This is a genomic window from Streptomyces graminofaciens, from assembly GCF_030294945.1.
GTDB classification, from domain to species: domain Bacteria; phylum Actinomycetota; class Actinomycetes; order Streptomycetales; family Streptomycetaceae; genus Streptomyces; species Streptomyces graminofaciens.
Genome location: NZ_AP018448.1, coordinates 7,691,084 through 7,717,500, shown reverse-complemented (window position 1 = coordinate 7,717,500; position 26,417 = coordinate 7,691,084). Strand labels below are relative to the sequence as shown.

General features: G+C 71.6%; 22 protein-coding genes (1 of these 22 cut by a window edge). 11 read left to right on the top strand and 11 right to left on the bottom strand.

Annotated features, from left to right (window positions below; genetic code table 11):
• From proC to SGFS_RS33835, 5 genes are all read right to left on the bottom strand, one after another.
• Positions 1–397, bottom strand: partial view of a pyrroline-5-carboxylate reductase gene (gene proC / locus SGFS_RS33855; RefSeq protein ID WP_286255929.1) — the beginning only. Its footprint begins 416 nt before the window's first position; the window shows 397 of its 813 coding nt (coding positions 1–397); it begins with the start codon at positions 395–397; the stop codon falls past the left edge of the window.
• 244 nt (positions 398–641) lie between these two features.
• Positions 642–1,493, bottom strand: coding sequence for an ABC transporter permease (locus tag SGFS_RS33850; protein ID WP_286255927.1), 852 nt, complete (start codon positions 1,491–1,493; stop codon positions 642–644).
• Entirely contained in the window at positions 1,490–2,326 is an 837-nt protein-coding gene (locus SGFS_RS33845; protein WP_434028225.1) for an ABC transporter ATP-binding protein, read from the bottom strand. The genes SGFS_RS33850 and SGFS_RS33845 overlap by 4 nt, the downstream gene beginning before the upstream one ends.
• Positions 2,327–2,933: 607 nt before the next feature.
• Positions 2,934–3,503, bottom strand: coding sequence for an EamA/RhaT family transporter (locus SGFS_RS33840; RefSeq protein ID WP_286255925.1), 570 nt, complete (start codon positions 3,501–3,503; stop codon positions 2,934–2,936).
• Positions 3,504–3,570: 67 nt separating this feature from the next.
• Complete coding sequence (locus SGFS_RS33835; protein ID WP_286255924.1) at positions 3,571–3,909, bottom strand: SH3 domain-containing protein; 339 nt, start codon at positions 3,907–3,909, stop codon at positions 3,571–3,573.
• A 224-nt stretch (positions 3,910–4,133) separates the two neighbouring features.
• Between SGFS_RS33835 and SGFS_RS33830 the strand changes: the two genes are divergently transcribed.
• A complete protein-coding gene (locus SGFS_RS33830) occupies positions 4,134–6,326 on the top strand; it encodes a serine/threonine-protein kinase (RefSeq protein ID WP_286255923.1) in 2,193 nt (730 codons plus the stop codon).
• A 69-nt stretch (positions 6,327–6,395) separates the two neighbouring features.
• On the opposite strand, the gene ilvD is transcribed toward SGFS_RS33830, so the two are convergent.
• The 4 genes from ilvD to SGFS_RS33810 all read right to left on the bottom strand — a co-directional run bounded on the left by ilvD (position 6,396) and on the right by SGFS_RS33810 (position 10,985).
• A complete protein-coding gene (gene ilvD / locus SGFS_RS33825) occupies positions 6,396–8,249 on the bottom strand; it encodes a dihydroxy-acid dehydratase (protein ID WP_286255922.1) in 1,854 nt (617 codons plus the stop codon).
• A 178-nt stretch (positions 8,250–8,427) separates the two neighbouring features.
• Entirely contained in the window at positions 8,428–9,078 is a 651-nt protein-coding gene (locus SGFS_RS33820) for a TetR/AcrR family transcriptional regulator (protein ID WP_286255921.1), read from the bottom strand.
• A complete protein-coding gene (locus SGFS_RS33815; RefSeq protein ID WP_286255920.1) occupies positions 9,075–9,899 on the bottom strand; it encodes a sugar phosphate isomerase/epimerase family protein in 825 nt (274 codons plus the stop codon). The genes SGFS_RS33820 and SGFS_RS33815 overlap by 4 nt, the downstream gene beginning before the upstream one ends.
• 147 nt (positions 9,900–10,046) lie before the next feature.
• Positions 10,047–10,985 carry a Ppx/GppA family phosphatase gene (locus tag SGFS_RS33810; RefSeq protein ID WP_286255919.1) on the bottom strand — a complete coding sequence of 313 codons (939 nt, stop codon included), beginning with the start codon at positions 10,983–10,985 and terminating at the stop codon, positions 10,047–10,049.
• Positions 10,986–11,056: 71 nt separating this feature from the next.
• Between SGFS_RS33810 and SGFS_RS33805 the strand changes: the two genes are divergently transcribed.
• On the top strand, positions 11,057–11,935 hold the full coding sequence (locus SGFS_RS33805) for a hypothetical protein (protein WP_286255918.1): 879 nt from the start codon (positions 11,057–11,059) through the stop codon (positions 11,933–11,935).
• A 73-nt stretch (positions 11,936–12,008) separates the two neighbouring features.
• Here SGFS_RS33805 and SGFS_RS33800 read toward each other — a convergent pair whose 3' ends face one another.
• A complete protein-coding gene (locus tag SGFS_RS33800) occupies positions 12,009–13,733 on the bottom strand; it encodes a BACON domain-containing protein (protein WP_286255916.1) in 1,725 nt (574 codons plus the stop codon).
• Positions 13,734–14,010: 277 nt separating this feature from the next.
• Between SGFS_RS33800 and SGFS_RS33795 the strand changes: the two genes are divergently transcribed.
• The 3 genes from SGFS_RS33795 (at position 14,011) to disA (ending at position 18,379) form a co-directional block, all read left to right on the top strand.
• Entirely contained in the window at positions 14,011–15,414 is a 1,404-nt protein-coding gene (locus SGFS_RS33795; protein WP_286255914.1) for an alpha/beta hydrolase, read from the top strand.
• Positions 15,415–15,763: 349 nt separating this feature from the next.
• Positions 15,764–17,173, top strand: a complete 1,410-nt coding sequence (gene radA / locus SGFS_RS33790) for a DNA repair protein RadA (RefSeq protein ID WP_286255913.1) — start codon at positions 15,764–15,766, stop codon at positions 17,171–17,173.
• A gap of 81 nt (positions 17,174–17,254) precedes the next feature.
• On the top strand, positions 17,255–18,379 hold the full coding sequence (gene disA / locus SGFS_RS33785) for a DNA integrity scanning diadenylate cyclase DisA (RefSeq protein ID WP_286255912.1): 1,125 nt from the start codon (positions 17,255–17,257) through the stop codon (positions 18,377–18,379).
• 182 nt (positions 18,380–18,561) lie between these two features.
• On the opposite strand, the gene SGFS_RS33780 is transcribed toward disA, so the two are convergent.
• Positions 18,562–19,398, bottom strand: coding sequence for a hypothetical protein (locus SGFS_RS33780; RefSeq protein ID WP_286255911.1), 837 nt, complete (start codon positions 19,396–19,398; stop codon positions 18,562–18,564).
• 332 nt (positions 19,399–19,730) lie between these two features.
• Here SGFS_RS33780 and SGFS_RS33775 point away from each other — a divergent pair, with 332 nt between their 5' ends.
• The 6 genes from SGFS_RS33775 to cseC all read left to right on the top strand — a co-directional run bounded on the left by SGFS_RS33775 (position 19,731) and on the right by cseC (position 25,995).
• Positions 19,731–20,777, top strand: coding sequence for an LLM class flavin-dependent oxidoreductase (locus tag SGFS_RS33775; protein WP_286255910.1), 1,047 nt, complete (start codon positions 19,731–19,733; stop codon positions 20,775–20,777).
• 446 nt (positions 20,778–21,223) lie between these two features.
• Positions 21,224–22,153, top strand: coding sequence for an HhH-GPD family protein (locus SGFS_RS33770; protein WP_286255909.1), 930 nt, complete (start codon positions 21,224–21,226; stop codon positions 22,151–22,153).
• 297 nt (positions 22,154–22,450) lie between these two features.
• Positions 22,451–22,990, top strand: coding sequence for a SigE family RNA polymerase sigma factor (locus SGFS_RS33765; RefSeq protein ID WP_286255908.1), 540 nt, complete (start codon positions 22,451–22,453; stop codon positions 22,988–22,990).
• A complete protein-coding gene (locus SGFS_RS33760; protein WP_286255907.1) occupies positions 22,978–23,667 on the top strand; it encodes a hypothetical protein in 690 nt (229 codons plus the stop codon). The genes SGFS_RS33765 and SGFS_RS33760 overlap by 13 nt, the downstream gene beginning before the upstream one ends.
• A gap of 91 nt (positions 23,668–23,758) precedes the next feature.
• Entirely contained in the window at positions 23,759–24,466 is a 708-nt protein-coding gene (gene cseB / locus SGFS_RS33755) for a two-component system response regulator CseB (protein WP_286255906.1), read from the top strand.
• Positions 24,467–24,603: 137 nt separating this feature from the next.
• Positions 24,604–25,995, top strand: coding sequence for a two-component system sensor histidine kinase CseC (gene cseC, locus SGFS_RS33750; RefSeq protein WP_286260201.1), 1,392 nt, complete (start codon positions 24,604–24,606; stop codon positions 25,993–25,995).
• Positions 25,996–26,417 lie beyond the last annotated feature (422 nt).

The window sequence follows — 26,417 nt, the reverse complement described above, 5'->3', positions numbered from 1 at the left end:
GGGAGATGACGGACATGGCCTCGTCGACGAGGGCGGGGGTGTTCGTCATGACCCGGACTACGGGGGTGCCTGCGGCCAGGCGCTCTTCGAAGAAGGAGGTGGGGATGCCCGCCGCGCCGCTGATGACCAGGCGGTCGGCGGGGGTGTGCGGCGCGAGTTCGTCGAGGAGCGTGGCCATGTCCTGGGGCTTGACCGTGAGGATGAGGGTGTCGGCGGTCTTGGCTGCCTCGGCGTTGGTGACCGGGGTGACGCCGTGGCGGGTGCGGAGTTCCTCGGCTCGTTCGGGGCGGCGGGCGGTGACCAGGAGGTCTGCGGGGGCCCAGCCGGCTCGGATCATGCCGCTGATCAGGGCCTCGCCGATCTTGCCGGTGCCGAGGACTGCGACTTTCTGGGTCATGGTGCGGGTGCCCTCCGGGGGTTGCGTCGTCCGGGTTCATCCTCGCATCGGGTGTGTGGGGTTGGCTCGGGTGTCCGGTGGGCGGACTTCGATTGGGCCGGTGTGAGGGGCGTGGGTGAGGCGCGGACGTGAAGGTTTCGCCCCCGCCGCCCCTACCCGTCCCATCACTGGGGCTGCTGCCCCCAGACCCCCGCTTTCGGCCTGAACGGCCTCGTCCTCAAACGCCGGACGGGCTGCATGTCGGTCACGTTGTTCGACGCCTCAAGGTTGCTGCTCCCAAGGTCAGGACCAGGAGGGCGCAGCCGGCGACGATCGAGGTGTCTCGGATGAAGTTGGCCGTCATGTCGGTGTGGAGGAGGACCTCGTTCATCCCGTCGACGGCGTAGGACATGGGGAGGACGTCGGAGATGGCTTCCAGGGCGGGGTGCATGTCGGCGCGGGGAGTGAAGAGGCCGCAGAGGAGGAGCTGGGGGAAGATCACGGCCGGCATGAACTGGACGGCTTGGAATTCGGAGGCGGCGAACGCCGAGACGAAGAGGCCGAGGGCGGTGCCGAGCAGGGCGTCGAGGAGGGCGACGACGAGGAGGAGCCAGGGGGAGCCGGTGACGTCCAGGTCGAGGAACCAGACGGCGAGGCCGGTGGCGAGGGCGGACTGGATGATCGCCAGGGTGCCGAAGGCGAGGGCGTAGCCGGCGATGACGTCGGCCTTGCCCAGGGGCATGGCGAGGAGGCGTTCCAGGGTGCCCGAGGTGCGTTCGCGCAGGGTGGCGATGGAGGTCACCAGGAACATCGTGATCAGGGGGAAGATGCCGAGGAGAGAGGCGCCGATGCTGTCGAACGTGCGTGGGCTGCCGTCGAAGACATAGCGGAGCAGGAACAGCATCACGCAGGGGATGAGGAGCAGGAGGGCGATCGTGCGGGGGTCGTGGCCGAGCTGGCGGAGTACTCGGGTCGCCGTGGCCGTCGTACGGGAGTAGTTGAGCGCCCTGGGGTGGGGGGCGGAGGGGGTCTCGGGCTCGGGGGGTGGGGTCGTCTGTGTCGTCTGTGCCGCCTGTGCCGTCTTCATCTTTGTCGTCTTTGTCTTCGGTGTGGTCATCGCGTCGAGCCCTTCGGGTGTGTGGCTGTCGCTGTCGCCTCGTCGACGAGGTGGAGGAAGGCCGCCTCGACCGTGTCCGTGTCAGTGCGGGTGCGCAGGGCCTCCGGGGTGTCATCGGCGAGGATCTCGCCCTCGCGCATCAGGAGGAGGCGGTGGCAACGCTCGGCCTCGTCCATGACGTGGGAGGAGATCAGGAGGGTGGCCCGGCGCTCGGTGGCGATGGTGTGGAAGAGGGCCCAGAGGTCGCGGCGGAGGACGGGGTCGAGGCCGACCGTGGGTTCGTCGAGGACGAGGAGTTCGGGGGTGCCGAGGAGCGCGACGGCGAGGGAGACACGGCTGCGTTGGCCGCCGGAGAGATTGCCGGCGAGGGCGTCGGCGCGGGAGGTGAGGTCCACGTCGGCGATGGCTCGGGTGACGTTCTCGTGGCGGCGGTCGGCTGCGGCGCGGCCGGGGTCGAGGATCGCGGCGAAGTAGGCGAGGTTCTGGCGGACGGTGAGGTCGTCGTAGACCGAGGGGGCCTGGGTGACGTAGCCGATGCGGGAGCGGAGGGTGGGGGCACCGGCGGGGTGGCCGAGGACCTGCAGGGTGCCGGTGACCTTGGCCTGGGTGCCGACGATCGAGCGCATCAGGGTCGACTTGCCGCAGCCGGAGGGGCCTAGGAGACCGGTGATCTGGCCCGGTGGGACGGCGAAGTCGAGGGCGTGGAGGACGGTTCGGGGGCCTCGGGTGACGGTGAGGTTCTCGGCTCGGACGGCGGGGGTGGGGGTGGGTGCGGGGGTGGGTGGGTTCGCTTGGTCAGGGGGGCGGGAGGCTTGCCCCGGCAGATAATTCATCATGCGATGAATAATGCTCCGGGTGGGTGGGGCCGTCAAGGTGTGGTGGTGCGGGGTGGTTGCGTGCGGGGGCGCGGGTTGTGCCGGCCGCGTCGGGAACGCGGCGTGTGGGGTACTCGGGGGCGTCGTCGGGGTGTTTCGCTGCCGCCGACGAGGGATTTCTCGCCCCCGCCGCCCCTACCCGTTCCCATCCACCAGGGGCTCTGCCCCTTCGACCCCGGACAAGCCTCGGGGACTGCCGCCCCCGGGCCCTCGCCTGGTGGGTCGGTCGGGTGCGGGTGTGTGGGTGGTTGATCGGCCTTCGGCCTCGTCCTCAAACGCCGGACGGGCTGAAAGAGCGAAATGCCGGACGTAACGAGAGATCGAAAGGCCGGACGGACTGAGGGACCGTAGCGCCGGATGGGCCGAGGGGCCCAGGGGCCGAGGGGGCGAGGGGGCGAGAGGCCTAAACGGCGGGAGGACTGAGGGCCGTAACGGCGGACGGGCCGAGAGGCCGAGAGGCCAAGAAGCCGAGAGGCCAAGAAGCCGAAATCGCGGGCGAGCTGACGGACCGGAACTGCGGACAGGCCACGCGGCCGGAACCGCAGGTGGACTCGGAGTCCTCCGACTACGTACGGCGTCGTTTCGCCGGGTTGCCCGTGCGCTTTGCCGTGCGGCGGGTGTACTCCTCGGTCGCCTTCTCGTGCTCCGCGCGGTGCAGGGACTCGCCCGGGGCCTCCTTGAGGGAGCGGAGGAAGTAGGCGGTGAGGGAGCCCAGGAAGCCGATGGTGAGGAGGCCGCGCAGGGAGGACTGGCGGGCGGGGTCCGGGCGCTTTGTGAACGAGCCCCAGGTGTGGGTGAAGGCAAGGGCGCCGCAGATCGTGAACATGATGACGACCATCAGCATGACGAAGTCGCCCACGGCCGCGATCTGCAGACCCTCGTAGGCGAGGCGCAGCACCAGGCAGGAGGCGACCACTGCGGCGAGGGAGCCGGCGGAGACGGCCGCGCGGCGGGTCGGGTAGTTGCCGTCGCGGTTCAGCCAGGTCGTCCCGAAGAAGCGGATCTCTTCGGGGCGGGGGCCCTTGGGGGTGGCCGTGGCGCCGGGTTCGTCGCCCTTCCGGTCTTTCCGGCTCTTCTGGTCCTTCTGGTCCTTCTGGTCCTTCTGGTCCTTCTGGTCCTTCATGGTGTCGCTCACTCGACGATTATCGCCGCGGGGGTGTTGACCGTTCCCGCGCCCCTGTCGAGGGGCGCGGGGAACTTCCTCAGCCGCAGTGCGGTGCCACGTAGCCGTCGCTGCCCGTGTAGACGTACGCGTCCGAGATGTACTCGCCGTCGCCGATGTTGTCCCAGACCTTGGTCGTTCCGTAGGGGCCGGAGATGGTCTGGCCCGGGGTCTGGCAGAAGATCGGGACCCTGGCGCCCTCGGCCAGGACGCGGACTATGCCGTAGCTGGTGGCGGGGCCGCTGCGGACGTTGAGGCGGACGCCCGGGGCGACCGGGTAGTACGTGATGGCTGCCGCCACCGATGCCGACTCCGGCGCTGCGGACTCGCCGCCCTCGCCGCCGGTGTTCTCGATTTTTTGCGTGCTGTCGACAGACATGACAGATCCTCCCCCGTGTGAAGCCCCCTGGCCGTGACGCCTTGGAGGCTTGAAGCCCATGGCTGTTGTTCGGCCATGGGGAACGCTTTGATACCCCTGAAACAACTCACGCACACCTGTGCGTTCTTCGCACATCGAGGCTAGCAAGCCGCCTCTGTCTCGTACGAGTCATCGACTAGGCTCCGTGCGTCGCGCGGGCGGCCGAACAGCACGGGGGTGGGCCCATGGCACCACGGCGGGGCACCGGGTCGGGCTCGGAAGCGGAACTTCCGGAGTACGCCGGTCAGTACCGTCTGGAGTCGTGTCTGGGGTCCGGCGGCATGGGCGTCGTCCATCTCGCCACCTCCACGTCCGGGTTGCGGCTCGCGGTGAAGGTCGTGCATGCGGACTTCGCCAAGGATCCCGAGTTCAGAGGGCGGTTTCGGCAGGAGGTCGCCGCGGCGCGGAGGGTCAGCGGTGCGTTCACCGCGCCCGTCGTCGATGCCGACACAGACGGGGAACGGCCTTGGATGGCCACCCTGTTCATTCCGGGACCCACGCTCGCCGAGCATGTGAAGCGGAACGGGCCCATGGCGCCGGGGCAGTTGCGTCGGCTCATGGCCGGGCTCGCCGAGGCCCTGCGCGACATCCACCGCGCGGGTGTCGTGCACCGGGATCTCAAGCCGAGCAACGTCCTGCTCGCCGAGGACGGGCCCAAGGTCATCGACTTCGGCATCTCCCGGCCGAAGGACAGCGAGCTGCGGACCGAGACGGGGAAGCTGATAGGCACGCCGCCGTTCATGGCGCCCGAGCAGTTCCGGCGGCCCAGGGAGGTCGGGCCCGCCGCCGACATCTTCGCCCTCGGTTCGGTGACCGTGCACGCGGCCACCGGGCGTGGGCCGTTCGACTCCGACAGCCCGTACGTCGTCGCGTATCAGGTCGTCCACGACGAACCGGATCTGACCGGCGTGCCGGAGAACCTCGCGCCGCTCGTCCAGGCCTGCCTCGCCAAGGAGCCCGAGGACCGGCCCACGGCCGACGAGCTGATGCGCGAACTGCGGTCCGTGGCCGCCTCGTACGACACCCAGTCGTTCATTGCCGGTCAACGGGACCGAGACCGGGAGCGGGAGCGGGTGCCCGGAGACGGGTGGGGCGCCCGGGACGCTGGGGAGCCGGGGCGCGCTGACGCCGGTCCGCCCTCGTCCGTCAACCCGGCCGAGGGCCAGGGCGGCGGCGAGGCCCGTCGGCGGCTGCGCCGGCGCGTCGCCGTCACCGCCGCCGCGCTGCTGCTCACCGCGGGTGGGGCGTTCGGCGCCGTGCGGTTCCTCGGGGGCGGGGACTCCGGGCACGAGGCGGCGGAGCCCCGGTCGAGCGGGGTGGCCGCGTCGCCCGTTCTCGACGACTGGACCGCCAGGCCCGCGGGCAAGAAGCAGTCCACGCCCCAATGCTCGTACGGGTCGGGGAAGTTGTTGTGTGCGCAGCCGGGGCTGGTCTCCGCGCTCGACCCGGCGGACGGGTCGGTGCTGTGGCGGCACACCGTCACCGCGGACGACGCGTCGAGCGCGCCGCCCGTCGGGTCGGGCGGGCTCGTGCACGTACTGACGGACACGGGCCGGCTGTTGCAGGCCCTCGACCCGGACTCGGGCGAGGTCCGCTGGGAGAAGGACCTGTCCGCGTACGGCAGCACCCGGTTCGCGGGTGGGACGCTCCTGCTGACGGCCGCCGACGGGACGGTCACCGGTGTGGACGGCGCCACCGGTGACACGAAGTGGAGCCATCCGATCCCGGGGCAGCGGGAGGCGTACTTCACCTCGTTCGACGGGGACCGGTCGGCGTACGTGGCGACGGTGACCGGGGAGGGGTCGGGGGCGCGGACGCGGGTCACCGCCGTGGATCCGGAGACCGGGGACGTGCGGTGGGACGTACGGCTGGAGGGCGGCCTCAAGCCGGTCGGCAGCCACGACGGGGCCCTCACCCTTCTCTCCGCCGGCGGGGCCTTCGGCAACACGGCGACCGTGGTCCGCTACGACCCCCGGACCGAGAAGACGGACCGGGTGAGCCTGCCCGTCGCGCTTCCGCAGGCGCGTGCCGCGGTGCGGGGCGACATCGTCTATCTGCTGGCCGACGGTGGTTCGCTGGCGGCCGTCGACATGGCCGCGGGCAAGCAGCTGTGGCGGATCGAGACGGGGGTGCTGCGCGGCTCGGCGCCGGTCGCCGACGCACGGCACGTGTACTTCACCGCGGTGGACGGGCGCCTGGTCGCCGTCGACGCCGGCAAGGGGAAGCTCGTCGGGGAGACCCCGCCACGGCTCGGCACCTCGGAGCTGGTCACGCCGTCACTGCCCGAGCCCGTGCTCGTCGAGGACGGCCGGGTGTGCTCGGGCGCGCCCGACGGGACGGTGTTCGGGGTGGACGGGGGGCGGCCGGCCGGTTGGTGACCCGGTACGCGCATACGTGAGGGCCGCCCCCGACTCCCGGGGGCGGCCCTCACGCGGGCCTGAGAAAGCTCAGCCCAGCTTCGACACGTCCCGCACCGCGCCCTTGTCCGCGCTGGTCGCCATCGCGGCGTAGGCGCGCAGCGCGGCGGAGACCTTGCGCTCGCGGTTCTTGGGGGCGTAGACGCCGTTCAGGGCCTGGTCGCGGCGGGCCAGCTCCGCGTCGTCTACCAGCAGCTCGATCGAGCGGTTCGGGATGTCGATGCGGATGCGGTCGCCGTCCTCGACGAGGGCGATCGTGCCGCCGCCGGCCGCCTCGGGCGAGGCGTGGCCGATGGAGAGGCCGGAGGTGCCGCCCGAGAAACGGCCGTCGGTGATCAGCGCGCAGGACTTACCGAGGCCCCGGCCCTTCAGGTACGAGGTCGGGTAGAGCATCTCCTGCATGCCGGGGCCGCCCTTGGGGCCCTCGTAGCGGATGACGACGACGTCGCCCTCCTTGATCTCCTTCAGCAGGATCTTCTGGACGGCCTCCTCCTGCGACTCGCAGACGACCGCAGGGCCCTCGAACGTCCAGATCGACTCGTCGACGCCGGCCGTCTTCACCACGCAGCCGTCGACCGCCAGGTTGCCCTTGAGGACCGCGAGGCCGCCGTCCTTGGAGTACGCGTGCTCGGCGGAGCGGATGCAGCCGCCCTCGGCGTCCTCGTCCAGGGTGTCCCAGCGCTCGGAGGTGGAGAATGCCTCGGCGGTGCGGACGCAGCCGGGGGCCGCGTGCCACAGCTCGACGGCCTCCGGGGACGGGGAGCCGCCGCGCACGTCCCAGGTCTTCAGCCAGTCGGCGAGGGAGGGGCTGTGGACGGAGTTCACGTCCTCGTTGAGCAGGCCCGCGCGGTGCAGTTCGCCCAGCAGGGCGGGGATGCCGCCGGCGCGGTGCACGTCCTCCATGTAGTACGTGCGGTCCTTGGCGACGTTCGGCGCGACCTTGGCCAGGCAGGGCACGCGGCGCGAGACCGCGTCGATCTCACCCAGGCCGAAGGGGACGCCCGCCTCCTGGGCGGCGGCCAGCAGGTGCAGGATCGTGTTGGTCGAGCCGCCCATGGCGATGTCGAGGGCCATGGCGTTCTCGAAGGCCGCGAAGCTCGCGATGGCGCGCGGCAGGACCGTCTCGTCGTCCTGCTCGTAGTAGCGGCGGGTGATGTCCATGACCGTACGGGCGGCGTCCTCGTACAGCGCCTTGCGGGCCGTGTGGGTGGCGAGGACCGAGCCGTTGCCCGGGAGGGAGAGGCCGATGGCCTCGGTCAGGCAGTTCATCGAGTTGGCGGTGAACATGCCGGAACAGCTGCCGCAGGTCGGACAGGCGTTCTCCTCGATACGGAGGATGTCCTCGTCCGAGATCTTCTCGTTCACGGCCTCGGACATCGCGTCGACCAGGTCGAGCGTACGGACCGTGCCGTCGACGAGGGTGGCGCGGCCGGACTCCATGGGGCCGCCGGAGACGAAGACCGTCGGGATGTTCAGGCGCAGGGCCGCGTTCAGCATGCCCGGGGTGATCTTGTCGCAGTTGGAGATGCAGATCAGGGCGTCGGCGCAGTGCGCCTCGACCATGTACTCCACGCTGTCCGCGATCAGGTCGCGGGAGGGCAGGCTGTACAGCATGCCGCCGTGGCCCATCGCGATGCCGTCGTCCACGGCGATCGTGTTGAACTCGCGCGGGATGCCGCCGGCCTCGCGGATCGCCTCGCTCACGATCCGGCCGACCGGCTGGAGGTGGGTGTGGCCCGGCACGAACTCGGTGAAGGAGTTCGCCACCGCGATGATCGGCTTGCGGCCGATGTCCGCGCCCGGTACACCGGAGGCGCGCATAAGGGCGCGGGCGCCCGCCATGTTGCGGCCGTGGGTGACTGTGCGGGACCTCAGCTCGGGCATCGTCGCTCGCCTCGCTCTTTCGGAGAGTTATGACTGAACTCGAGCGTACGCCGGTCATCCAGGGGATGGACACCTTGTCCGAAATGCGGGATGCATGTCTCGGTTTTCGGCTGCGGACCCGGTGGGGGCTCGGCGCGCCCACGCGGCGGAGCCGCACGTCGATACGGCCCCGCTGCTCCTAAGGGTCGGCGGGCGCAGTCAGGTGCGCCTGCACCACAGGTGCGACCCTCCTGATGATCTGCTCCGGATCCGCCGACGCCAGTGGCTCCACCTTGATCACGTATCGCAGCATCGCCACCCCCACCAGCTGCGCCGCCGCCAGCTCGGCGCGCAGCTCGGCGTCGGGGAGATCCAGCCGGTGGGCGATCCGGTACAGCAGCTGGGTGGAGACCAGGCGGCGGAAGACCGCGGCGGCGGCCTCGTGGTTCACCGCCGAGCGGACGATCGCGAGGAGCGGCTTACGGGTGGTCGGGTTCTCCCAGAGGCCGAAGATCGTACGGGCCAGGCGCTCGCCCACTCCGTCGAGCGGGCCCTCGATGACCGACTCCCGGGCGACCAGGACGGGCGCGAACGCCACCTCGACCGCCGCCTCGAACATCTGCTCCTTGGTGCCGAAGTAGTGGTGCACCAGTGCCGAGTCCACCCCGGCGGCCTTGGCGATCCCGCGCACGGACGTCTTGTCGTAGCCCCGCTCGGAGAACTCCTCCCGGGCTGCGGCGAGGATCCGGTCGCGGGTCGCGGGGGTCTCGGCCGACTCCGTACGAGGAGGGCGTCCCCGGCGGCGGGGGGTCGCGGCCCCGGATCCGGTTCCCGCTCCGGCTCCGGTCACGGCCGCGGGACCTTCAGGGACGAGGCCAGGTGCAGTCGGGTGAAGGCGAGGGCCTCCGCCAGGTCGGCCTCGCGCTCGGCGCTCGACATGGCCCGGCGGGTGTTGACCTCGATCACGACGTGGCCGTCGAAACCGGACAGGGCGAGCCGTTCCAGCAGCTCGGCGCAGGGCTGGCTGCCGCGCCCAGGGACCAGGTGCTCGTCCTTCGCCGAGCCCTTGCCGTCGGCGAGGTGGACGTGGCCGAGGCGGTCACCCATGCGGTCGACCATGCCCAGGGCGTCGGTGCGGGAGGTCGCGGCGTGGCTGAGGTCGATCGTGAAGTGCCGGTAGTCGTCCTTCGTGACGTCCCAGTCGGGGGCGTAGGCGAGCATCTCGCGGTCGCGGTAGCGCCAGGGGTACATGTTCTCCACGGCGAACCGGACGTCCGTCTCGTTCGCCATCCGCCAGATGCCGGCGACGAAGTCGCGAGCGTACTGGCGCTGCCAGCGGAACGGGGGGTGGACGACGACCGTGCTCGCGCCGAGCTTCTCGGCGGCCGTCCGGGCGCGCTGGAGCTTGACCCAGGGGTCGGTGGACCACACGCGCTGGGTGATCAGCAGGCAGGGGGCGTGCACGGCGAGGATCGGGATCTGGTGGTAGTCGCTCAGCCTGCGCAGGGCCTCGATGTCCTGACTGACCGGGTCGGTCCAGACCATGACCTCGACGCCGTCGTATCCGAGGCGCGCGGCGATCTCGAAGGCCGTCGCTGTCGACTCCGGATACACGGAGGCCGTGGACAGGGCGACCTTCGCATCCGGGATGCGCACGACTGGCTCCGCCATGGGGGACAGACTACGGGGTTGGTCTTGTGAACAGTGGACCAGGGGCGGGGGCTCGATCGCCGTCGGGGTCCTGTTCATGGGCGCGTGCAGGACGTGTGTGGTTGATCGCACAGTCCCCGCGCCCATGAGGAGCCTCCGCCCCCTCCCTTACAAGGAACCCGTGCCCATGTGGTCCAAGCGGCGCAGGATCACGCCCTCCCGCAGTGCCCACGGGCAGATCTCCAGCGTTTCCACGCCGAACAGGTCCATCGTGCCCTCGGCCACCAGGGCGCCCGCGAGGAGCTGGTTCGCCCTGCCCTCGGAGACGCCGGGGAGGGCGGCTCGCTGGGCGGTGGTCATCTCGGCGAGCTTGGGGACCCAGGACTCCAGGGCCTCGCGCTTGAGGTCGCGCTGGATGTAGAGGCCCTCGGTGGAGCGGGCGGCGCCGGCGATGCGGGCCAGCTGCTTGAACGTCTTGGAAGTGGCGACCACGTGGTCGGGCGCGCCGAAGCGGCTGAACTCCCCGACCGTACGGGCTATCTGCGCCCGCGCATGGCGGCGCAGGGCGCGGACGTCGTCGGCGGACGGCGGGTCGCCGGGGAGCCAGCCGGCGGTCAGGCGGCCCGCGCCGAGCGGCAGCGAGACGGCCGCGTCGGGCTCCTCGTCGATGCCGTACGCGATCTCCAGGGAGCCGCCGCCGATGTCGAGGACGAGCAGCTTGCCGGCGGACCAGCCGAACCAGCGGCGTACGGCCAGGAAGGTCAGGCGGGCCTCTTCGGAGCCGGTGAGGACCTGGAGCTGGACGCCGGTCTCGTCGCGGACGCGGGCGAGGACCTCGTCGGCGTTGCTGGCGTCGCGCACGGCGGAGGTGGCGAACGGGAGCATCTCCTCGACGCCCTTGTCCTCGGCGGCCTGGAGGGCCTCGTGGACCACGCCGATCAGTTTGTCGACCCCTTGGGGGCCGATCGCACCCGCCTCGTCGAGGAGTTGGGCAAGGCGCAGCTCCACCTTGTGCGAGTGCGCGGGCAGGGGGCGCGCGCCCGGGTGTGCGTCCACCACCAGCAGATGCACCGTGTTCGATCCCACGTCGAGGACACCGAGTCTCATGTACGGAACGCTACTGCCAGCCGGGCCGTACACCGTCCCCGAAGCCGTCTTCGGCGCCTTACCCTGGTCAGGTGCCAAAGACGAAAAAGGCAAAGGCCGACAAGTCGGCAGCGGGAGCGGCGCCGGCTCCCGGCTCTTCGCGGGCGAAAGCGGCCACGAAACCCCCGAGGGGGAAGAAGGGCGCTGCGGAGCCCGACGAGAAGGGGCTCGATTTCGCACGCGCGTGGGTGGAGTTTCCTGATCCGGCGGACGACGAGCAGGTCTTCCGCTGCGATCTGACATGGCTGACCTCTCGTTGGAACTGCGTCTTCGGGAGCGGCTGCCAGGGCATCCAGGCGGGTCGCGCGGACGACGGCTGCTGCACGCTGGGGGCCCACTTCTCGGACGAGGACGACGAGAAGCGGGTCGCCGGGCATGTGGCGAGGCTCACTCCGGAGCTCTGGCAGTTCCACGACGTGGGCACGGAGTCCGGCTGGGTCTCGCAGGACGAGGACGGCGAGCGGCAGACCCGTCCGTACCAGGGCTCGTGCATCTTCCAGAACCGGCCCGGGTTCGCGGGCGGCGCGGGCTGCTCGCTGCACATCCTGGCGCTGAAGGAGGGCCGCGAGCCGCTGGAGACCAAGCCGGACGTCTGCTGGCAGCTGCCGGTCCGGCGGACGTACGACTGGATCGACCGGCCCGACGACACCCGGGTGCTCCAGGTGTCGATCGGGGAGTACGACCGCCGGGGCTGGGGTCCGGGCGGCCATGACCTGCACTGGTGGTGCACCTCGGCGACCTCGGCGCACGGCGCGGGCGACCCGGTGTACGTGTCGTACCGGCCTGAGCTGATCGAGCTGATGGGCAAGGCGGGGTACGACCGTCTGGTCGAGCTGTGCGAGGAGCGGCTGGCGTCGCGACTGCCGCTGGTGGCACCGCATCCGGCGGATCCGGCACGCGCGCTGGACTGACGGCCGTTTTCCCGGCCGGTGCATCGGTGCCGGCCGGCCGGTATGCCCGTCATCGTCGACTGTCGCCGGGGTCCTACGGCGCCGGGGTCACGTCGCCGCCGTTGCCCGGTGGTGGGGTCGAGCCGCCGGGGTCGGGCGCGGGTGGCTCGGTGGGCGTCGGGGTCGGGTCCGGTGCGGGCGGGTCGGTGGGGGTGGGGTCCGGGTCGGCCGTCGGGGGCTGGGCGGTGGGCTTCGGGGAGCCGGGGTCCGGGTCGGGCGGGGTCGGGCGGGGGTCGTCCGGGGTAGTGGGCGTGGGGCCCTGGCCCTCGATGGTGACGGCGGCGCCCGAGGGCGCGATCGACACCTGTGCCGTCCAGTACTCGGAGGGCTCGCTCAACTGGTCGACGTGCACCTTGATCGTGAACGACTCGCCGGGTTCGAGGGTTCCGGAGGACTGGCTGAGGTAGAGCCAGTCGGCGCCGGTGCGCGCGGTCCAGTGGACGGGGGTGCCGCCGGTCGCCCTGAGGGTGATGAGGGTGGTCTCGCCGTTGTTCGAGGCCCGCACGGAGAGCTTTTCGGCGCCTTTGCCGTCGCCGGTGACGACCTCCACGGAGACGTCGTCGGAGCGGTCCTTGCCCCGGGGCCGGTTCTTGGCGTTGCCGGCGTTCTCGTAGTCGCCAGTGCCGCCGCCGATCAGGCCGTAGCCGTCGCCCTGTTCCTCGCCCGCGGTGACGCCACGGCCGTCGACACCCTCGCCGACGACGGGGACGCCCCGGTAGGCGGCCCAGAGGGCGAGGACGGGGGCGGCGACGACGGTGGCGACGACGGTCGTCGTGACGGCACGGGCGCGGAGCCGGTCGCGGCGGGCGGCACGGTCTCTGGGGTCCATCGGGAAGCCGCGCCGGTCGAAGCGCGGAGCGCCGCCACGCGCGCGGGTGAGGTGCGCCAGGACGGCGCACAGGGCAGGGCGGGGGGCTTCGAGCACGGGCAGCGCGGCGGGCGTGACGCTGGTGCCGGGCCAGCGGCCGGGGGCGGCGCGCTCGGCGGCGCGGCGGCAGCGGGGGCAGTCGTCGACGTGCCGGACCAGTTCGCGGCGGAGGGTGGAGCTGAGGACGAGCTGGTGGTCACCGGTGAGGTGGGCGACGCTCGGGCAGGCGCCGGTCTCCACGACGGCGAGGGCGGCGCGGGTGCGCTCCACCTCGCAGGCGGCGGAGGCGAGCAGTTCGCGGGCGGCGGCGGGGTCCATGCCGAGGACGTCGGCGACCTCGTGGGCGCCGAGCTGATGCCGTACGGCCAGTTCGAGGGCCTCGCGCTGCTCCGGGGTGGTGCCGGCGGCCTCCGGCCAGGCCAGCAGCGCCAGCTCGCGCCGCCGCCGCTCCTGGACCTCGTCCGACACGGCCGGAGCGGCGGACGCCTTACCAGGGGGCTTCCCGGTGGCGTTCTGGGCTCGCTGCTGCTCGGCGCCGGCACTGCCGTGGCGGCCGGAGGCGTGTGTGCCATGACGTTTCTGCCGGCCCTCGGCGAGCTTGCGCAGACACGCCCAGCGGGCCAGCGCGTACAGCCAGGCCCTGCGGTCGCCGGGCGCCTCGGGGCCCCGGCGGCGCTCGGCGAGGCCGATGGCGTCACCGAGGGCGGCCGTCGCCGTGTCGTGGTCGCACAGCACGGACAGGCAGTAGGTGAACAGGCCGTCCAGGTACGGCTCGTAGCGCGCGGGCGGGCGCTGCGCCAGCGTGCGCGCCGCCGCCCGGTCGCGCGCCTCGCGGTGCGCCCGGTGTGCGCCGGTGGTGCGGGTCGAGATCTCCGGACTGCTGCTCATCACCCGTGGACCGTAGGCGCCCGGAACCAGCACCTTCTCGCCCCTTGCGCACATTTACTCCGTACGGGTGAAACGATCCCTCATAAGGGGACAGGAATGGCGGATTCCGTGGCTGGTGCACGACTCCGTGAGTCCAAAAGGCCGGGTTCACTCGCCACCCGCCACGCCCCCCTCGGCAATGTTAGGCACTCCATTGACCATCGTCATAAAAACGCCCTAAGTTTCTTGGGCAACGTTACCCACGAGTCGTATCCCCCCTCGACAGGCACAGGAGCCCCCCATGCCCTTACTCCGCCATCGCCCCGGAACGAGCTCGCTCGTCGCCCTGGCCGCCGCGGTCACGCTTTCGCTGACGATCGGCACCATCGTGACCACCGCGACAGCCGCCACCGAGACAGCCGTCACCGAGACGGTCACCGCCGAACGCCTCACCGGCACCCTCACGGACGGCGCCACCTGGATCGCCGACGTCCCCGAGAACTGGAACGGCACCCTGATCGTCTTCAGCCACGGCTTCGGCGGCAGGGTCGCCGAGAACGCCCCCCGCGAGGCCGTACGCCTACGCCTCCTGGAAGAGGGCTACGCGCTCGCCGGCTCCTCCTACGACGTGAGCGAGACCCTCTGGGGCCTTGAGAGCGCGGAGCGCGACCAGGTCGCCACCGTCGCGGCAGTCACCGAGAAGATCGGGGAGCCCACCCGCACCCTCGCCATCGGCCAGTCCATGGGCGGCCTGGTCAACGCCCGGCTCGCCCGCTCCGGGGCCGGTGGGATCGACGGCGCCCTGGGCCTGTGCGGCCTCGTGGCCGGTGCCAACGACCTGCACGACTACCAGCTCCACGCCGAGTACACGATCGCCCGGCTCCTGCTCCCCGACACTCCGGTGAAGCTGGCGAACTTCGCCTCCGAGGCCGAGGGGACCACCACCGGCCGGCAGCTCACCGACGCCGTCGTCGCCGCCCAGAAGACCCCCGAGGGCCGCGCCCGCATCGCCCTCGCCGCCGCCTACCTCAACCTGCCCACCTGGGCCCAGGGCAAGGACCGCCCCGCCGCCGACGACTGGGAGGAGCAGCAGGCCCAGCAGGCCTCCTGGTTGGTCCAAGGCATCCTCACTCGCGTCGAGCCCGCCCGTTACCACGTCGAGAAGGCACTGGGCGGCAACAACTCCGGGAACAAGGGCGTCGACTACGCGCGCCTGCTCTCGACCTCCCAGCACGCGCCCCTGGTCAAGGCCCTGTACGAGAAGGCCGGCCTGAACCTGCGAGCCGATCTGCGGAACCTGACCGCCAACGCGAAGATCAAGGCCGACCCGTCCGCCGTCGCCGCCGGCGAACGCACCTCCTCCGCCGGCCAGGGCCTCGCCGTCCCCCTTCTCAACATCCACACCACCGCCGACGACCTCGTCCCCGTCGAGCAGGAGGACCGCTTCGCCGCCCGTGTCCGCGCCTCCGGCGACGGCTCGCTGCTCCGCCAGGCCTACGTCGAGCGCCAGGGCCACTGCTTCTTCACGGTCGCCGAAACGGTCGCCGCGCTGCACGCCGTCGAGCGCCGGATCGACACCGGGCGCTGGGGCGCGGCAGCGACGCCGGGCGCGCTCCAGACGGCGGCGACCGCCCTGGGCCTGGACGGCGCGGCATACGTGCCGTACCGCCCGGCGAAGCTGACGACCGGACGGCGCTTCCAGTAGGGCTTGGTCAGATTCGTACGGGGGTGGGTATGTCGCGGTGGCAGGTGGGGCGGGCGCCGGCCCAGGTGCCGCCCCAGCGGCACGACTGCCCGCGGCTGGGACGGACGGCAAAACCGGCACCCCCCACGGCGAGGCTGCCTCGTACGGCGAGAAGGGGGTGTGCCGGGAGGGTGTCCGCCCGCGGCGGCCGACGCGTCAACTGGTCCGGCTTCTCCAGCAGACCGATTCCGCGCCGGACCGAGGACGGACACCCACGGCGCAACACCGCACAGCCCGCACCCACCCCCCTCACCGCACGCGATCCGGCCAACCGCCGGAGGCTGTCAGTGGGCTCGGCTACGGTTCGTCCATGGCTGCCCGTACCAAATCCACGAAGGACCGGCCGTCCTACCGCTGCACGGAGTGTGGTTGGCAGACGGCCAAGTGGCTCGGCCGCTGCCCCGAATGCCAGGCATGGGGCACGATCGAGGAGTACGGCGCGCCCGCGGTCCGTACGACCGCCCCCGGCCGCGTCACCACCTCCGCCGTCCCCATCGGCCAGGTCGACGGCCGCCAGGCCACCGCCCGCACCACCGGCGTCCCCGAACTGGACCGCGTCCTGGGCGGCGGCCTCGTCCCCGGCGCCGTGGTCCTCCTCGCCGGTGAGCCCGGCGTGGGCAAGTCCACGCTCCTGCTGGACGTGGCCGCGAAGGCGGCGAGCGACGAGCACCGCACGCTGTATGTCACCGGCGAGGAGTCCGCCAGCCAGGTCCGCCTGCGAGCCGACCGCATCAACGCCCTGCACGACCACCTCTACCTCGCCGCGGAGACCGACCTCTCCGCCGTCCTCGGCCACTTGGACGCCGTCAAACCCTCCCTCCTCATCCTCGACTCCGTGCAGACCGTCGCGTCGCCCGAGATCGACGGCGCCCCCGGCGGCATGGCCCAGGTCCGCGAGGTCGCCGGCGCCCTCATCCGCGCCTCCAAGGAACGCGGTATGTCGACGCTCCTCGTGGGCCATGTCACCAAGGACGGGGCGATCGCCGGTCCCCGCCTCCTCGAACACCTCGTCGACGTCGTGCTGCACTTCGAGGGCGACCGTCACGCCCGCCTCCGCCTCGTACGGGGCGTCAAGAACCGCTACGGCGCCACGGACGAGGTCGGCTGCTTCGAGCTGCACGACGAGGGCATCACGGGCCTGACCGACCCGAGCGGGCTGTTCCTGACCCGCCGCGACGAGCCGGTCCCCGGCACCTGTCTGACGGTGACCCTGGAGGGCCGCCGCCCGCTGGTCGCCGAAGTGCAGTCGCTCACAGTCGACTCTCAGCTCCCCTCCCCCCGCCGTACGACGTCCGGCCTGGAGACCTCCCGGGTCTCGATGATGCTCGCGGTCCTGGAGCAGCGCGGCCGGATCAGCGCCCTCGGCAAGCGGGACATCTACTCGGCGACGGTCGGCGGCGTGAAGCTCTCGGAGCCCGCCGCGGACCTGGCGATCGCGCTCGCCCTGGCGTCCGCGGCGACCGACACCCCCCTGCCCAAGAACCTCGTGGCGATCGGCGAAGTGGGCCTCGCGGGCGAGGTCAGACGGGTCACCGGGGTCCAGCGCCGCCTCTCCGAAGCACACCGCCTCGGGTTCACGCACGCGCTCGTTCCGTCCGATCCCGGCAAGGTTCCTCCCGGTATGAAGGTCCTGGAAGTGGCCGACATGGGGGACGCCCTGCGGGTACTGCCCCGATCCCGTCGGCGAGAGGCCCCACGGGACGACGAGGACCGCCGGTAGACTTTGCCCAGGTCTCGCCCGTCCGTACGAACCACGTGTACGAAACGGGAGCGCCCCAAAACCTGCGACCGGAGGAGTGCAGTGGCAGCCAACGACCGGGCAGCAGCTCCCGGAAAGTCCGGTGGGAGCTCCGGTGCCGATGGCCTGATGCGCGCCTCACTGAGCGCCGTGGCCCCAGGCACGGCCCTGCGCGACGGCCTTGAGCGAATCCTCCGCGGCAACACGGGCGGACTCATCGTGCTCGGCTTCGACAAGACCGTCGAGCCGATGTGCACCGGTGGTTTCGTCCTGGATGTCGAGTTCACGGCGACGCGTCTGCGTGAGCTGTGCAAGCTCGACGGCGGCATCGTCCTGTCCTCGGACCTGTCGAAGATCCTCCGGGCGGGCGTCCAGCTGGTCCCCGACCCGATGATCCCCACCGAGGAGACGGGCACCCGGCACCGCACGGCGGACCGGGTGAGCAAACAGGTCGGCTTCCCCGTCGTCTCCGTCTCCCAGTCGATGCGCCTGATCGCGCTGTACGTCGACGGCCAGCGCCGCGTCCTGGAGGACTCCGCGGCGATCCTGTCCCGCGCGAACCAGGCACTCGCGACGCTGGAGCGCTACAAGCTCCGCCTCGACGAGGTCGCGGGCACGCTGTCCGCGCTGGAGATCGAGGACCTGGTGACGGTCCGGGACGTCTCGGCGGTCGCCCAGCGCCTGGAGATGGTCCGCCGGATCGCCACCGAGATCGCCGAGTACGTGGTGGAGCTGGGCACGGACGGCCGTCTCCTCGCCCTCCAGCTGGACGAGCTGATCGCCGGCGTCGAACCGGAGCGCGAGCTGGTGGTCCGGGACTATGTGCCCGAGCCGACGGCCAAACGTTCCCGTACGGTCGACGAGGCCCTCGCCGAACTCGACGCGCTCACCCACGCGGAGCTGCTGGAACTGCCGATAGTGGCAAGGGCCCTGGGTTACACGGGCTCTCCCGAGGGCATGGACTCCGCGGTCTCACCGCGCGGCTTCCGGCTCCTTGCCAAGGTGCCGCGCCTGCCGGGCGCCATCATCGACCGCCTGGTGGAACACTTCGGCGGCCTGCAGAAGCTGCTGGCCGCGAGCGTCGACGACCTCCAGACCGTGGACGGCGTGGGCGAGGCCCGGGCCCGCAGCGTACGGGAGGGGCTGTCGCGGCTGGCGGAGTCGTCGATCCTGGAGCGGTACGTCTAGCCTCCGGCGGTTGGGCGGGGGCTCGGCGGTGGGTGGGGTTCGTTTGCGGGTGCGGGTTTGGTGTGGTTGCTCGCGCAGTTCCCCGCGCCCCTGAAAAGCCGGGGCTGCGCCCCGTGCTTTTCAGTCCCACCGGCCCGCAGCCGAACCGACCCGCACGGCCCCCGACCCCACAGAACCCGGGGTCAGTCCTTCTCCAGGACGAACGACGTCCGTGCCTTCGCCAGGCGCGGTGCCTTCGCCTCCACCAGATACGTACCGGCGGTGGCCGAACCCGCCGACGGGGTGGCGCAGTTGGGTGCGCTGGGGTCCCGGTTCCACTCCACCGTGTAGGTGACACGGTCATCCGCGGGCACCCGGAACAGCAGGCTGCCCGCCGTCTCATGGCAGTCGTCGGACGACCAGAACGCGTCGTCCGCGTCGGCCTGAGTGATCGTCACCACCGTGTTGTCCGGGCCGAGATCGAGCTTGCAGTCACTGCTGGAGGTATTGCGCGCGATCAACTCGAACGTGGGGTTGGCGCCCGGCTCGTACGAGTTGTGAACGCTGCGTACGGTCAACTTCACCGCACCGGCGGTGCAGTTGGGCAGGCTCGACCCGGCCGGCACCTGCTCGCCGGAGCTGCTCCCGTTCTTGCCCCCACCGTCGGACGTACCGCCACCCGCGGAACCGGACCCACCACTGTCGGCCCCGCCGGAGCCCCCCGAACCGGAACCGGCGTCGGAGCCCGAGCCGCCGTCGCCGCCACCGCTACCGCCGCTACCGCCGCTGGAACCCGACTCGTCGCGCCCGCCCGGCGCTTCACTGATCGCGGGACCGGAACCGGACGGCCCCGGGGTGATGGAGGTCGCGGGGTTCTTGCCGTTGGGCTCGCCCGCATTGCTCTTGCCGTCTCCGCCGCCGCTGGTGAGGACCCACAGGGTCAGCAGCGCGAGCAGACCGACGACGGTCAGCAGAATGGCCCTCCGACGCCAGTAGATGGAGGAGGGAAGCGGCCCGATCGGATTGCGCAGAGATCCCACGGCGCAAACTGTACGAGAGATCCGGCACTTCGCTTGCCCCACCCGCCGCCCGAGATCCCAACTTTTCCGGATCATCATCACGGTGGTATCCCTCGACGACTGATCCGATCATCACAAGATCGCACTGCGTGACCGAAGGGCCCCGCCGTACACGGTCCGTGACCGGGCAGGCCCCGCGTAGGACGTGAACTCCCTTCGGCCGCACCCAAGTTCGCGACGAGCCGCCCTCCACGGTCTCTCCCCGCCCCACCTGACACAATTGTCGACCTCGGCGGCAACGGCGTACGGCCGTCGCCGCCTCGGACGCTGGTCGATGCACGAGGGAGGAACCGGTGTCGACGACCTCGAAGCCGCTGCGAAAGCTGGGCTTTCTGACTATCGGACTGTTCGACGAGGCCGATCCGCGCCGGGGCCATGAGTCGACCCTGGAGATCATCGAGCTGGGCGAACAGCTCGGCTTCGACAGCGCGTGGCTGCGTCACCGTCATCTGCAGTACGGCATCTCCTCCCCGGTGGCCGTCCTGGCGGCGGCCTCGCAGCGCACGAGCCGGATCGAACTCGGCACGGCCGTCATCCCCTTGGGCTGGGAGAACCCGCTCCGCCTCGCCGAGGATCTGGCCACGGTCGATCTGCTGTCCGGCGGACGCGTCAATCCGGGGGTCAGCGTCGGGCCGCCGATGCATTACGACCGGGTCAAGCAGGCCCTCTACCCCGACACCGCCGAGACCGAGGACTTCAGCTTCGAACGCGTCCGGCGTCTCCTCGACTTCGTACGCGGAGAGCGGGCCAGCGACTTCAGCGGCATGGAGGGCTTCGAGGTCTTCTCCGACCGTGTCCAGCCGCACTCGCCGGGGCTGGGGAAGCGGATGTGGTACGGCGGCGGCAGTCTCCGCTCGGCCCGGTGGGCCGGGGAGAACGGGATGAACTTCCTGACGAGCAGCGTCGTCAAGGCGGAGGGGAACGAGGAGGGGGGAGGGGAAGAGGCGGTCGTGGACTTCGCCGAGGTCCAGCTCTCTCATGTCCGCGCGTTTCGTGCCGCGCACGCCGATGGGGGTGAGGCACGGGTCTCCCAGGGGCTGGTCGTCATCCCCACGGACGGGGCGACGTCGGAGCAGCGGGCGAAGTACGAGGCGTATGTGGCGAAGCGGCTGCCTCGGACCGTCGCGCCGCAGGGGCCCGCGCGGTTGCTCTTCGCGCCCGATCTGGTCGGTACGTCCGCCGAGATCGCCGAGCGGCTCCACGAGCATGTCGCGTTCCGCGAGATCGACGAGGTCGCGTTCGCGTTGCCGTTCACCTTCGATCACGCGGACTATGTCCAGATCCTGACGGACATCGCCACGAACCTGGGCCCCCAGCTGGGCTGGCGGCCGGCCGTCTGACGAGGGTGTTTTTTTCGCCCCCGCCGCCCCTACCCATCCCATCCCCAGACTGGAGGCTCCGCCCCCAGACCCCCGGGCAGGTGGGTGAGTGAGTGGGTGGATGAGTGGGTGGGCGGGTGGGTGAGTGGGTGGGTTGTTTGGGGTGGCTGGGCGGGTTCGTCGGCTGCGGGCCGGTGGGGGGCTGGTCGCGCAGTTCCCCGCGCCCCTAAAGACCAAAGACAACGGTCCCGCGGGCCCGAAAAGCGCGGGGCGCAGCCCCGGGTTTTCAGGGGCGCGGGGAACTGCGCGAGCAACCACACCCCACCCGCACCCGCCAGACCAACCGCACCCCCCGAGCTCTCCCGCGCAATCGGGGTCGAAGGGGCAGCGCCCCTGGAGGATGGGACGGGTAGGGGCGGCGGGGGCGAGGGAAATTCCGCCCCGCACGTGGCAGGATCGACACCGCCATGACTGCACCCACGAACACCACCCCCTCCCCGTACTCCCCCGGCGACAGCGACAGCGGCACCACCCTCCACCCCCCAGTCATCGCCTGGTTCGACAGCCACGCCCGCGACCTCCCCTGGCGCAGGCCGGAGGCCGGCCCGTGGGGCGTGATGGTCAGCGAGTTCATGCTCCAGCAGACCCCGGTGAACCGCGTACTCCCCGTCTACGAACAGTGGTTGAGGCGCTGGCCCCGCCCGGCCGACCTCGCCCAGGAACCCCCGGGCGAAGCCGTCCGCGCCTGGGGCCGCCTCGGCTACCCCCGCCGCGCCCTGCGCCTGCACGGCGCCGCGGTCGCCATAACGGAACGGCACGGCGGCGACGTACCCGAGGACCACGCCCAGCTCCTCGCGCTGCCCGGTATCGGCGAGTACACCGCCGCGGCCGTGGCGTCGTTCGCGTACGGCCAACGCCACGCCGTGCTCGACACCAACGTCCGCCGTGTCCTGGCCCGCGCGGTCACCGGCACCCAGTTCCCGCCGAACGCCACGACCGCCGCCGAGCGCAAACTGGCCCGCGCCCTGCTCCCCGACGACGAGCGCACCGCCTCCCGCTGGGCCGCCGCGTCCATGGAACTCGGCGCGCTGGTCTGCACCGCGAAGAACGAGACCTGTCACCGTTGCCCGATCGCCACGCAGTGCGCCTGGCGGCTCGCCGGGAAGCCCCCGCACGACGGCCCGGCCCGGCGCGGCCAGACGTACGCCGGCACCGACCGCCAGGTGCGCGGCAAGCTGCTCGCCGTACTGCGGGAGTCCGTGGCGCCCGTACCGCAGTCCGTCCTCGACCGGGTCTGGGACGAGCCGGTGCAGCGTGCCCGCGCCCTCGACGGCCTGGTCGCCGACGGCCTCGTCGAACCCCTCCCGAACGGCCTCTACCGCCTCCCCCTCACCTGACGGCACCTCCCCCGACACAGCCCACCCATCGCCGTCACACAGACCGATACGGGCGCCGACACAGAGGCCGATACACAAGCCGACGGCATTCCCGCCGGGCAAATCTCCCCACACCCGCCCCAAACCCCTCCCCGCACTACCCCGTTCCGGTTTCTGTTACACAACCGACGGACAGCCGAGCGTTCTCCGCAGGCTGCCTCGGACATCGCCGTGACAACCCCTCCGTAGCTTCATTCCCACACCGGCAGCGCGCGACCGCGCACACGCGTCGGCAACGGGGATCGGAGGCGGTTGATCATGGCTCAGGGCGAGGTGCTCGAATTCGAGGAGTACGTCCGTACCCGTCAGGACGCGCTGCTGCGCAGCGCCCGTCGGCTGGTGCCGGACCCGGTCGACGCGCAGGACCTGCTGCAGACGGCCCTGGCACGGACGTACGGCCGCTGGGATGGCATAGCCGACAAGCGGCTGGCGGACGCGTATCTGCGCCGGGTCATGATCAACACGCGGACGGAGTGGTGGCGGGCCCGGAAGCTGGAGGAGGTGCCCACCGAGCAGCTGCCGGACGCGTGCATCGACGACTCCACCGAGCAGCACGCGGACCGCGCCCTGCTGATGGACATCATGAAGGTGCTCGCTCCGAAGCAGCGCAGTGTCGTGGTGCTGCGACACTGGGAGCAGATGTCCACGGAGGAGACGGCCGCCGCCCTCGGCATGTCGGCCGGAACGGTCAAGAGCACGCTGCACCGGGCGCTGGCCCGGCTCCGCGAGGAGCTGGAGGCCCGCGACCTCGATGCCCGCGCGTTCGAACGTGAGGAGCGGGAGCGTTGCGCGGCCTGAGCACAGGGGCCGGCCCGGATCCACGGGCCAGGCATGCCACGAAGGCGGTGATCACGGCGTCGGCCGTGCTCGCCGCCCTCGGGCTTTTCGTCTCCGCCTGCGCCACGGGCGGCACCGGTGCCCGTGACGAGGGCCCGGCGGACAACGATCCCCTGGCGAAGGGCGCGGCCACGCCGACGCTCTCCGCCTCCGCTTCGGACCGGAAGGACCCCAAGAGCGTGTCCGAGGTGGTGCGAATGGTCCGGGCGGACCCTGACGTCAGCAAGGCCGTGAAGGGCGATCTCAAGCCGTGCGTGGGCGACGAGTACCCGGTCACGGTGTCGTTCGGCGATCTGACCGGCGGCAAGTCCGACGACATCGTGATCAACGTGATGACCTGCGGAGACGCGGTCGGTGTGGGCGCGTACGTGTTCCGCGAGGAGAACGGGGAGTACCGCTCGGTGTTCCTCGCCGAGCAGCCGCCGGTCTACGCGGAGATCGACCGGGGCGAGCTGCTGGTCACCCAGCAGCTGTACGAGAAGGGCGACCCGGTCTCGTTCCCGTCCGGCGAGGAAGTGATCACCTACCGCTGGCTCAAGGGCCACTTCACGGAACGATCGAGTACGCGCACGGAGTACGGCACGGCGGTGGGTGCCTCGTCGGCGCCGGTGCCGACGCCGTCACGCGATCCGAAGTGACCCGGCCCGCACCCCTTCCCCCCTCTCTTCTCTTCTTCACTTTCTCTCCCTTTCCCCCTGTCCCCGATCTGAGAGCGAACGAGAACACCGGATGGCAGAGCAGACCCACGTCCTGTTCGTAGAGGACGACGACGTCATCCGCGAGGCCACCCAGCTCGCGCTGGAGCGGGACGGCTTCGCGGTCACGGCCATGCCCGACGGGTTGTCGGGCCTTGAGGCGTTCCGCAGCAACCGCCCCGACATCGCGCTGCTCGACGTCATGGTGCCGGGACTCGACGGGGTCTCGCTGTGCCGTCGTATCCGCGACGAGTCGACCGTCCCGGTGATCATGCTCTCGGCGCGGGCCGACTCCATCGACGTGGTGCTGGGCCTGGAGGCGGGCGCCGACGACTACGTGACCAAGCCGTTCGACGGCGCCGTCCTGGTCGCCCGGATCCGCGCGGTGCTGCGTCGCTTCGGCCATGCGAGCGGCGGCGGTGCGAGGGGCGAGGACCCGGCGTCCGAGACGGCCGGTGGCGTACTCACGTTCGGCGAACTGGAGATCGACACCGAGGGCATGGAGGTGCGGCGGTCCGGGGTGCCGGTGGCGCTGACGCCGACCGAGATGCGGCTGCTGCTCGAGTTCTCGTCGGCGCCCGGCACGGTCCTCTCCCGCGACAAGCTGCTCGAACGTGTGTGGGACTACGGCTGGGGTGGTGACACCCGGGTCGTCGACGTCCATGTGCAGCGGCTGCGGACGAAGATCGGCCAGGACCGGATCGAGACGGTCCGCGGCTTCGGCTACAAGTTGAAGGCCTGAGCGGGGCGGGCATGCGGGGGCAACGGACAAGAGGGATACGGCGCGACACCCCGGGTGTCGACGGCGGACCTGGCACCCACGGCGTCGGCGGCGGACTTGGCACCCGCGGCATCGGCGGCGGACCGGGCAGCACCGGCATGGGCGGCGGCCCGACCACCGGCGTCTCCGGCGGCCTGGGCAGCGGTATCGACGGCGGCTCGGGCGCGGGCATCCGCACCGGCCTGCGCTGGCAGTTGAGCGCGGCGATCGCGCTGGTCGGGGCGCTGGTGGCGATCGCGCTGAGCCTGGTCGTGCACAACGCGGCCCGGGTGTCGATGCTCGACAACTCGCGCGACCTGGCCGACGAGCGCATCCAGGTCGCCCAGCGCATGTACGAGTCGGGCCGGCCGTTGAAGTCGGGCGCGTTCGGGGTGGAGCTCGACGACCCGGGCATCCCCGGGGATCTGCTGAGCAAGGTCAAGGAGGGCCGCCGGGCCACCTATGTGGGGCAGGGGACGGGCGGTGTGGCCGACATCTGGGCGGCGGTCCCGCTGAAGGACGGCCGTGTGCTGTCCCTGCACACCGGGTTCACGGATCACAGCTCCAAGGTGATGAAGGACCTCGACCAGGCTCTGCTCATCGGCTCGATCTCGGTGGTCTTCGGCGGCTCGGCCCTCGGTGTGCTGATCGGCGGCCAGATGTCCCGCCGGCTGCGCAAGGCGGCGGCCGCGGCGCACCAGGTCGCCAAGGGCGAGACGGACGTACGGGTGCAGGACGCGATCGGCGGGGTCGTGCGCGACGAGACGGCCGAGCTGGCGCGGGCCGTGGACGCCATGGCCGACACGCTGCGGCAGCGCATCGAGGCGGAGCGCCGGGTGACGGCGGACATCGCGCACGAGCTGCGTACGCCGGTGACCGGCCTGCTGACCGCGGCGGAACTGCTCCCGCCCGGCCGCCCCTCCGAACTGGTCCGCGACCGCGCCCAGGCGATGCGCACGCTCGTCGAGGACGTGCTGGAGGTGGCCCGGCTCGACGGTGCGTCCGAGCGGGCGGAGCTGCAGGACATCATGCTGGGCCACTTCGTGGCCCGGCGGGTCGCGGCGAAGGACGCGGGCATCGACGTACGGGTCATCCATGAGTCGGAGGTGACGACGGACCCGCGTCGCCTGGAGCGGGTTCTGTTGAACCTGCTGGCGAACGCGGCGAAGCACGGCAGGCCGCCGATCGAGGTGTCCGTCGAGGGCCGGGTCATCCGGGTCCGTGACCACGGGCCCGGCTTTCCCGAGGACCTGTTGGCCGACGGCCCGCGCCGGTTCCGCACCGGCTCCACCGACCGTGCCGGTCAGGGGCACGGCCTCGGTCTCACCATCGCCGCCGGGCAGGCGCGGGTGCTGGGTGCGCGCCTGACCTTCCGTAACGTCCGGCCCCCGGGTGCGGCGGAGGGGGTCCCGGCGGAGGGGGCTGTGGCGGTGTTGTGGCTGCCGGAACACGCCCCCACGAGCACGGGGAGCTACCCGATGCTGCAGCTCCCGGACGAGCCCAGGACCTGACCGACCGAGCGTCCGCCCGCGCCGCCCCCGCCGCTGCTACCCGTCCCCTCCCCGAGCCGGCGGCTCCGCCCCCAGGCCCCCGGGGTGAGTGGGTGGGTGTGGGTGCCTGGGTGAGTTCGTCGGGCGCGGGACGGTGGGGGCTGGTCGCGCAGTTCCCCGCGCCCCTTACAAGCAACGGCCCCCGCGGGCCTGAAAGCAACGGCCTCGCGGGGGCCGAAAGCAACGGCCTCGCGGGGGCTGAAAGCAACGGCCTCGCGGGGGCTGAAAAGCACGGGCGCAGCCCCGGCTTTTCAGGGGCGCGGGGAACTGCGCGAGCAACCACACCCCACCCGCACCCGCCGACGCACCCCACGACACCCGAGCTCTCCCGCGCCCGAGGCGCGAAGGGCGCAGGGGAGCCGGGGATTACCGGGGAGCACCGG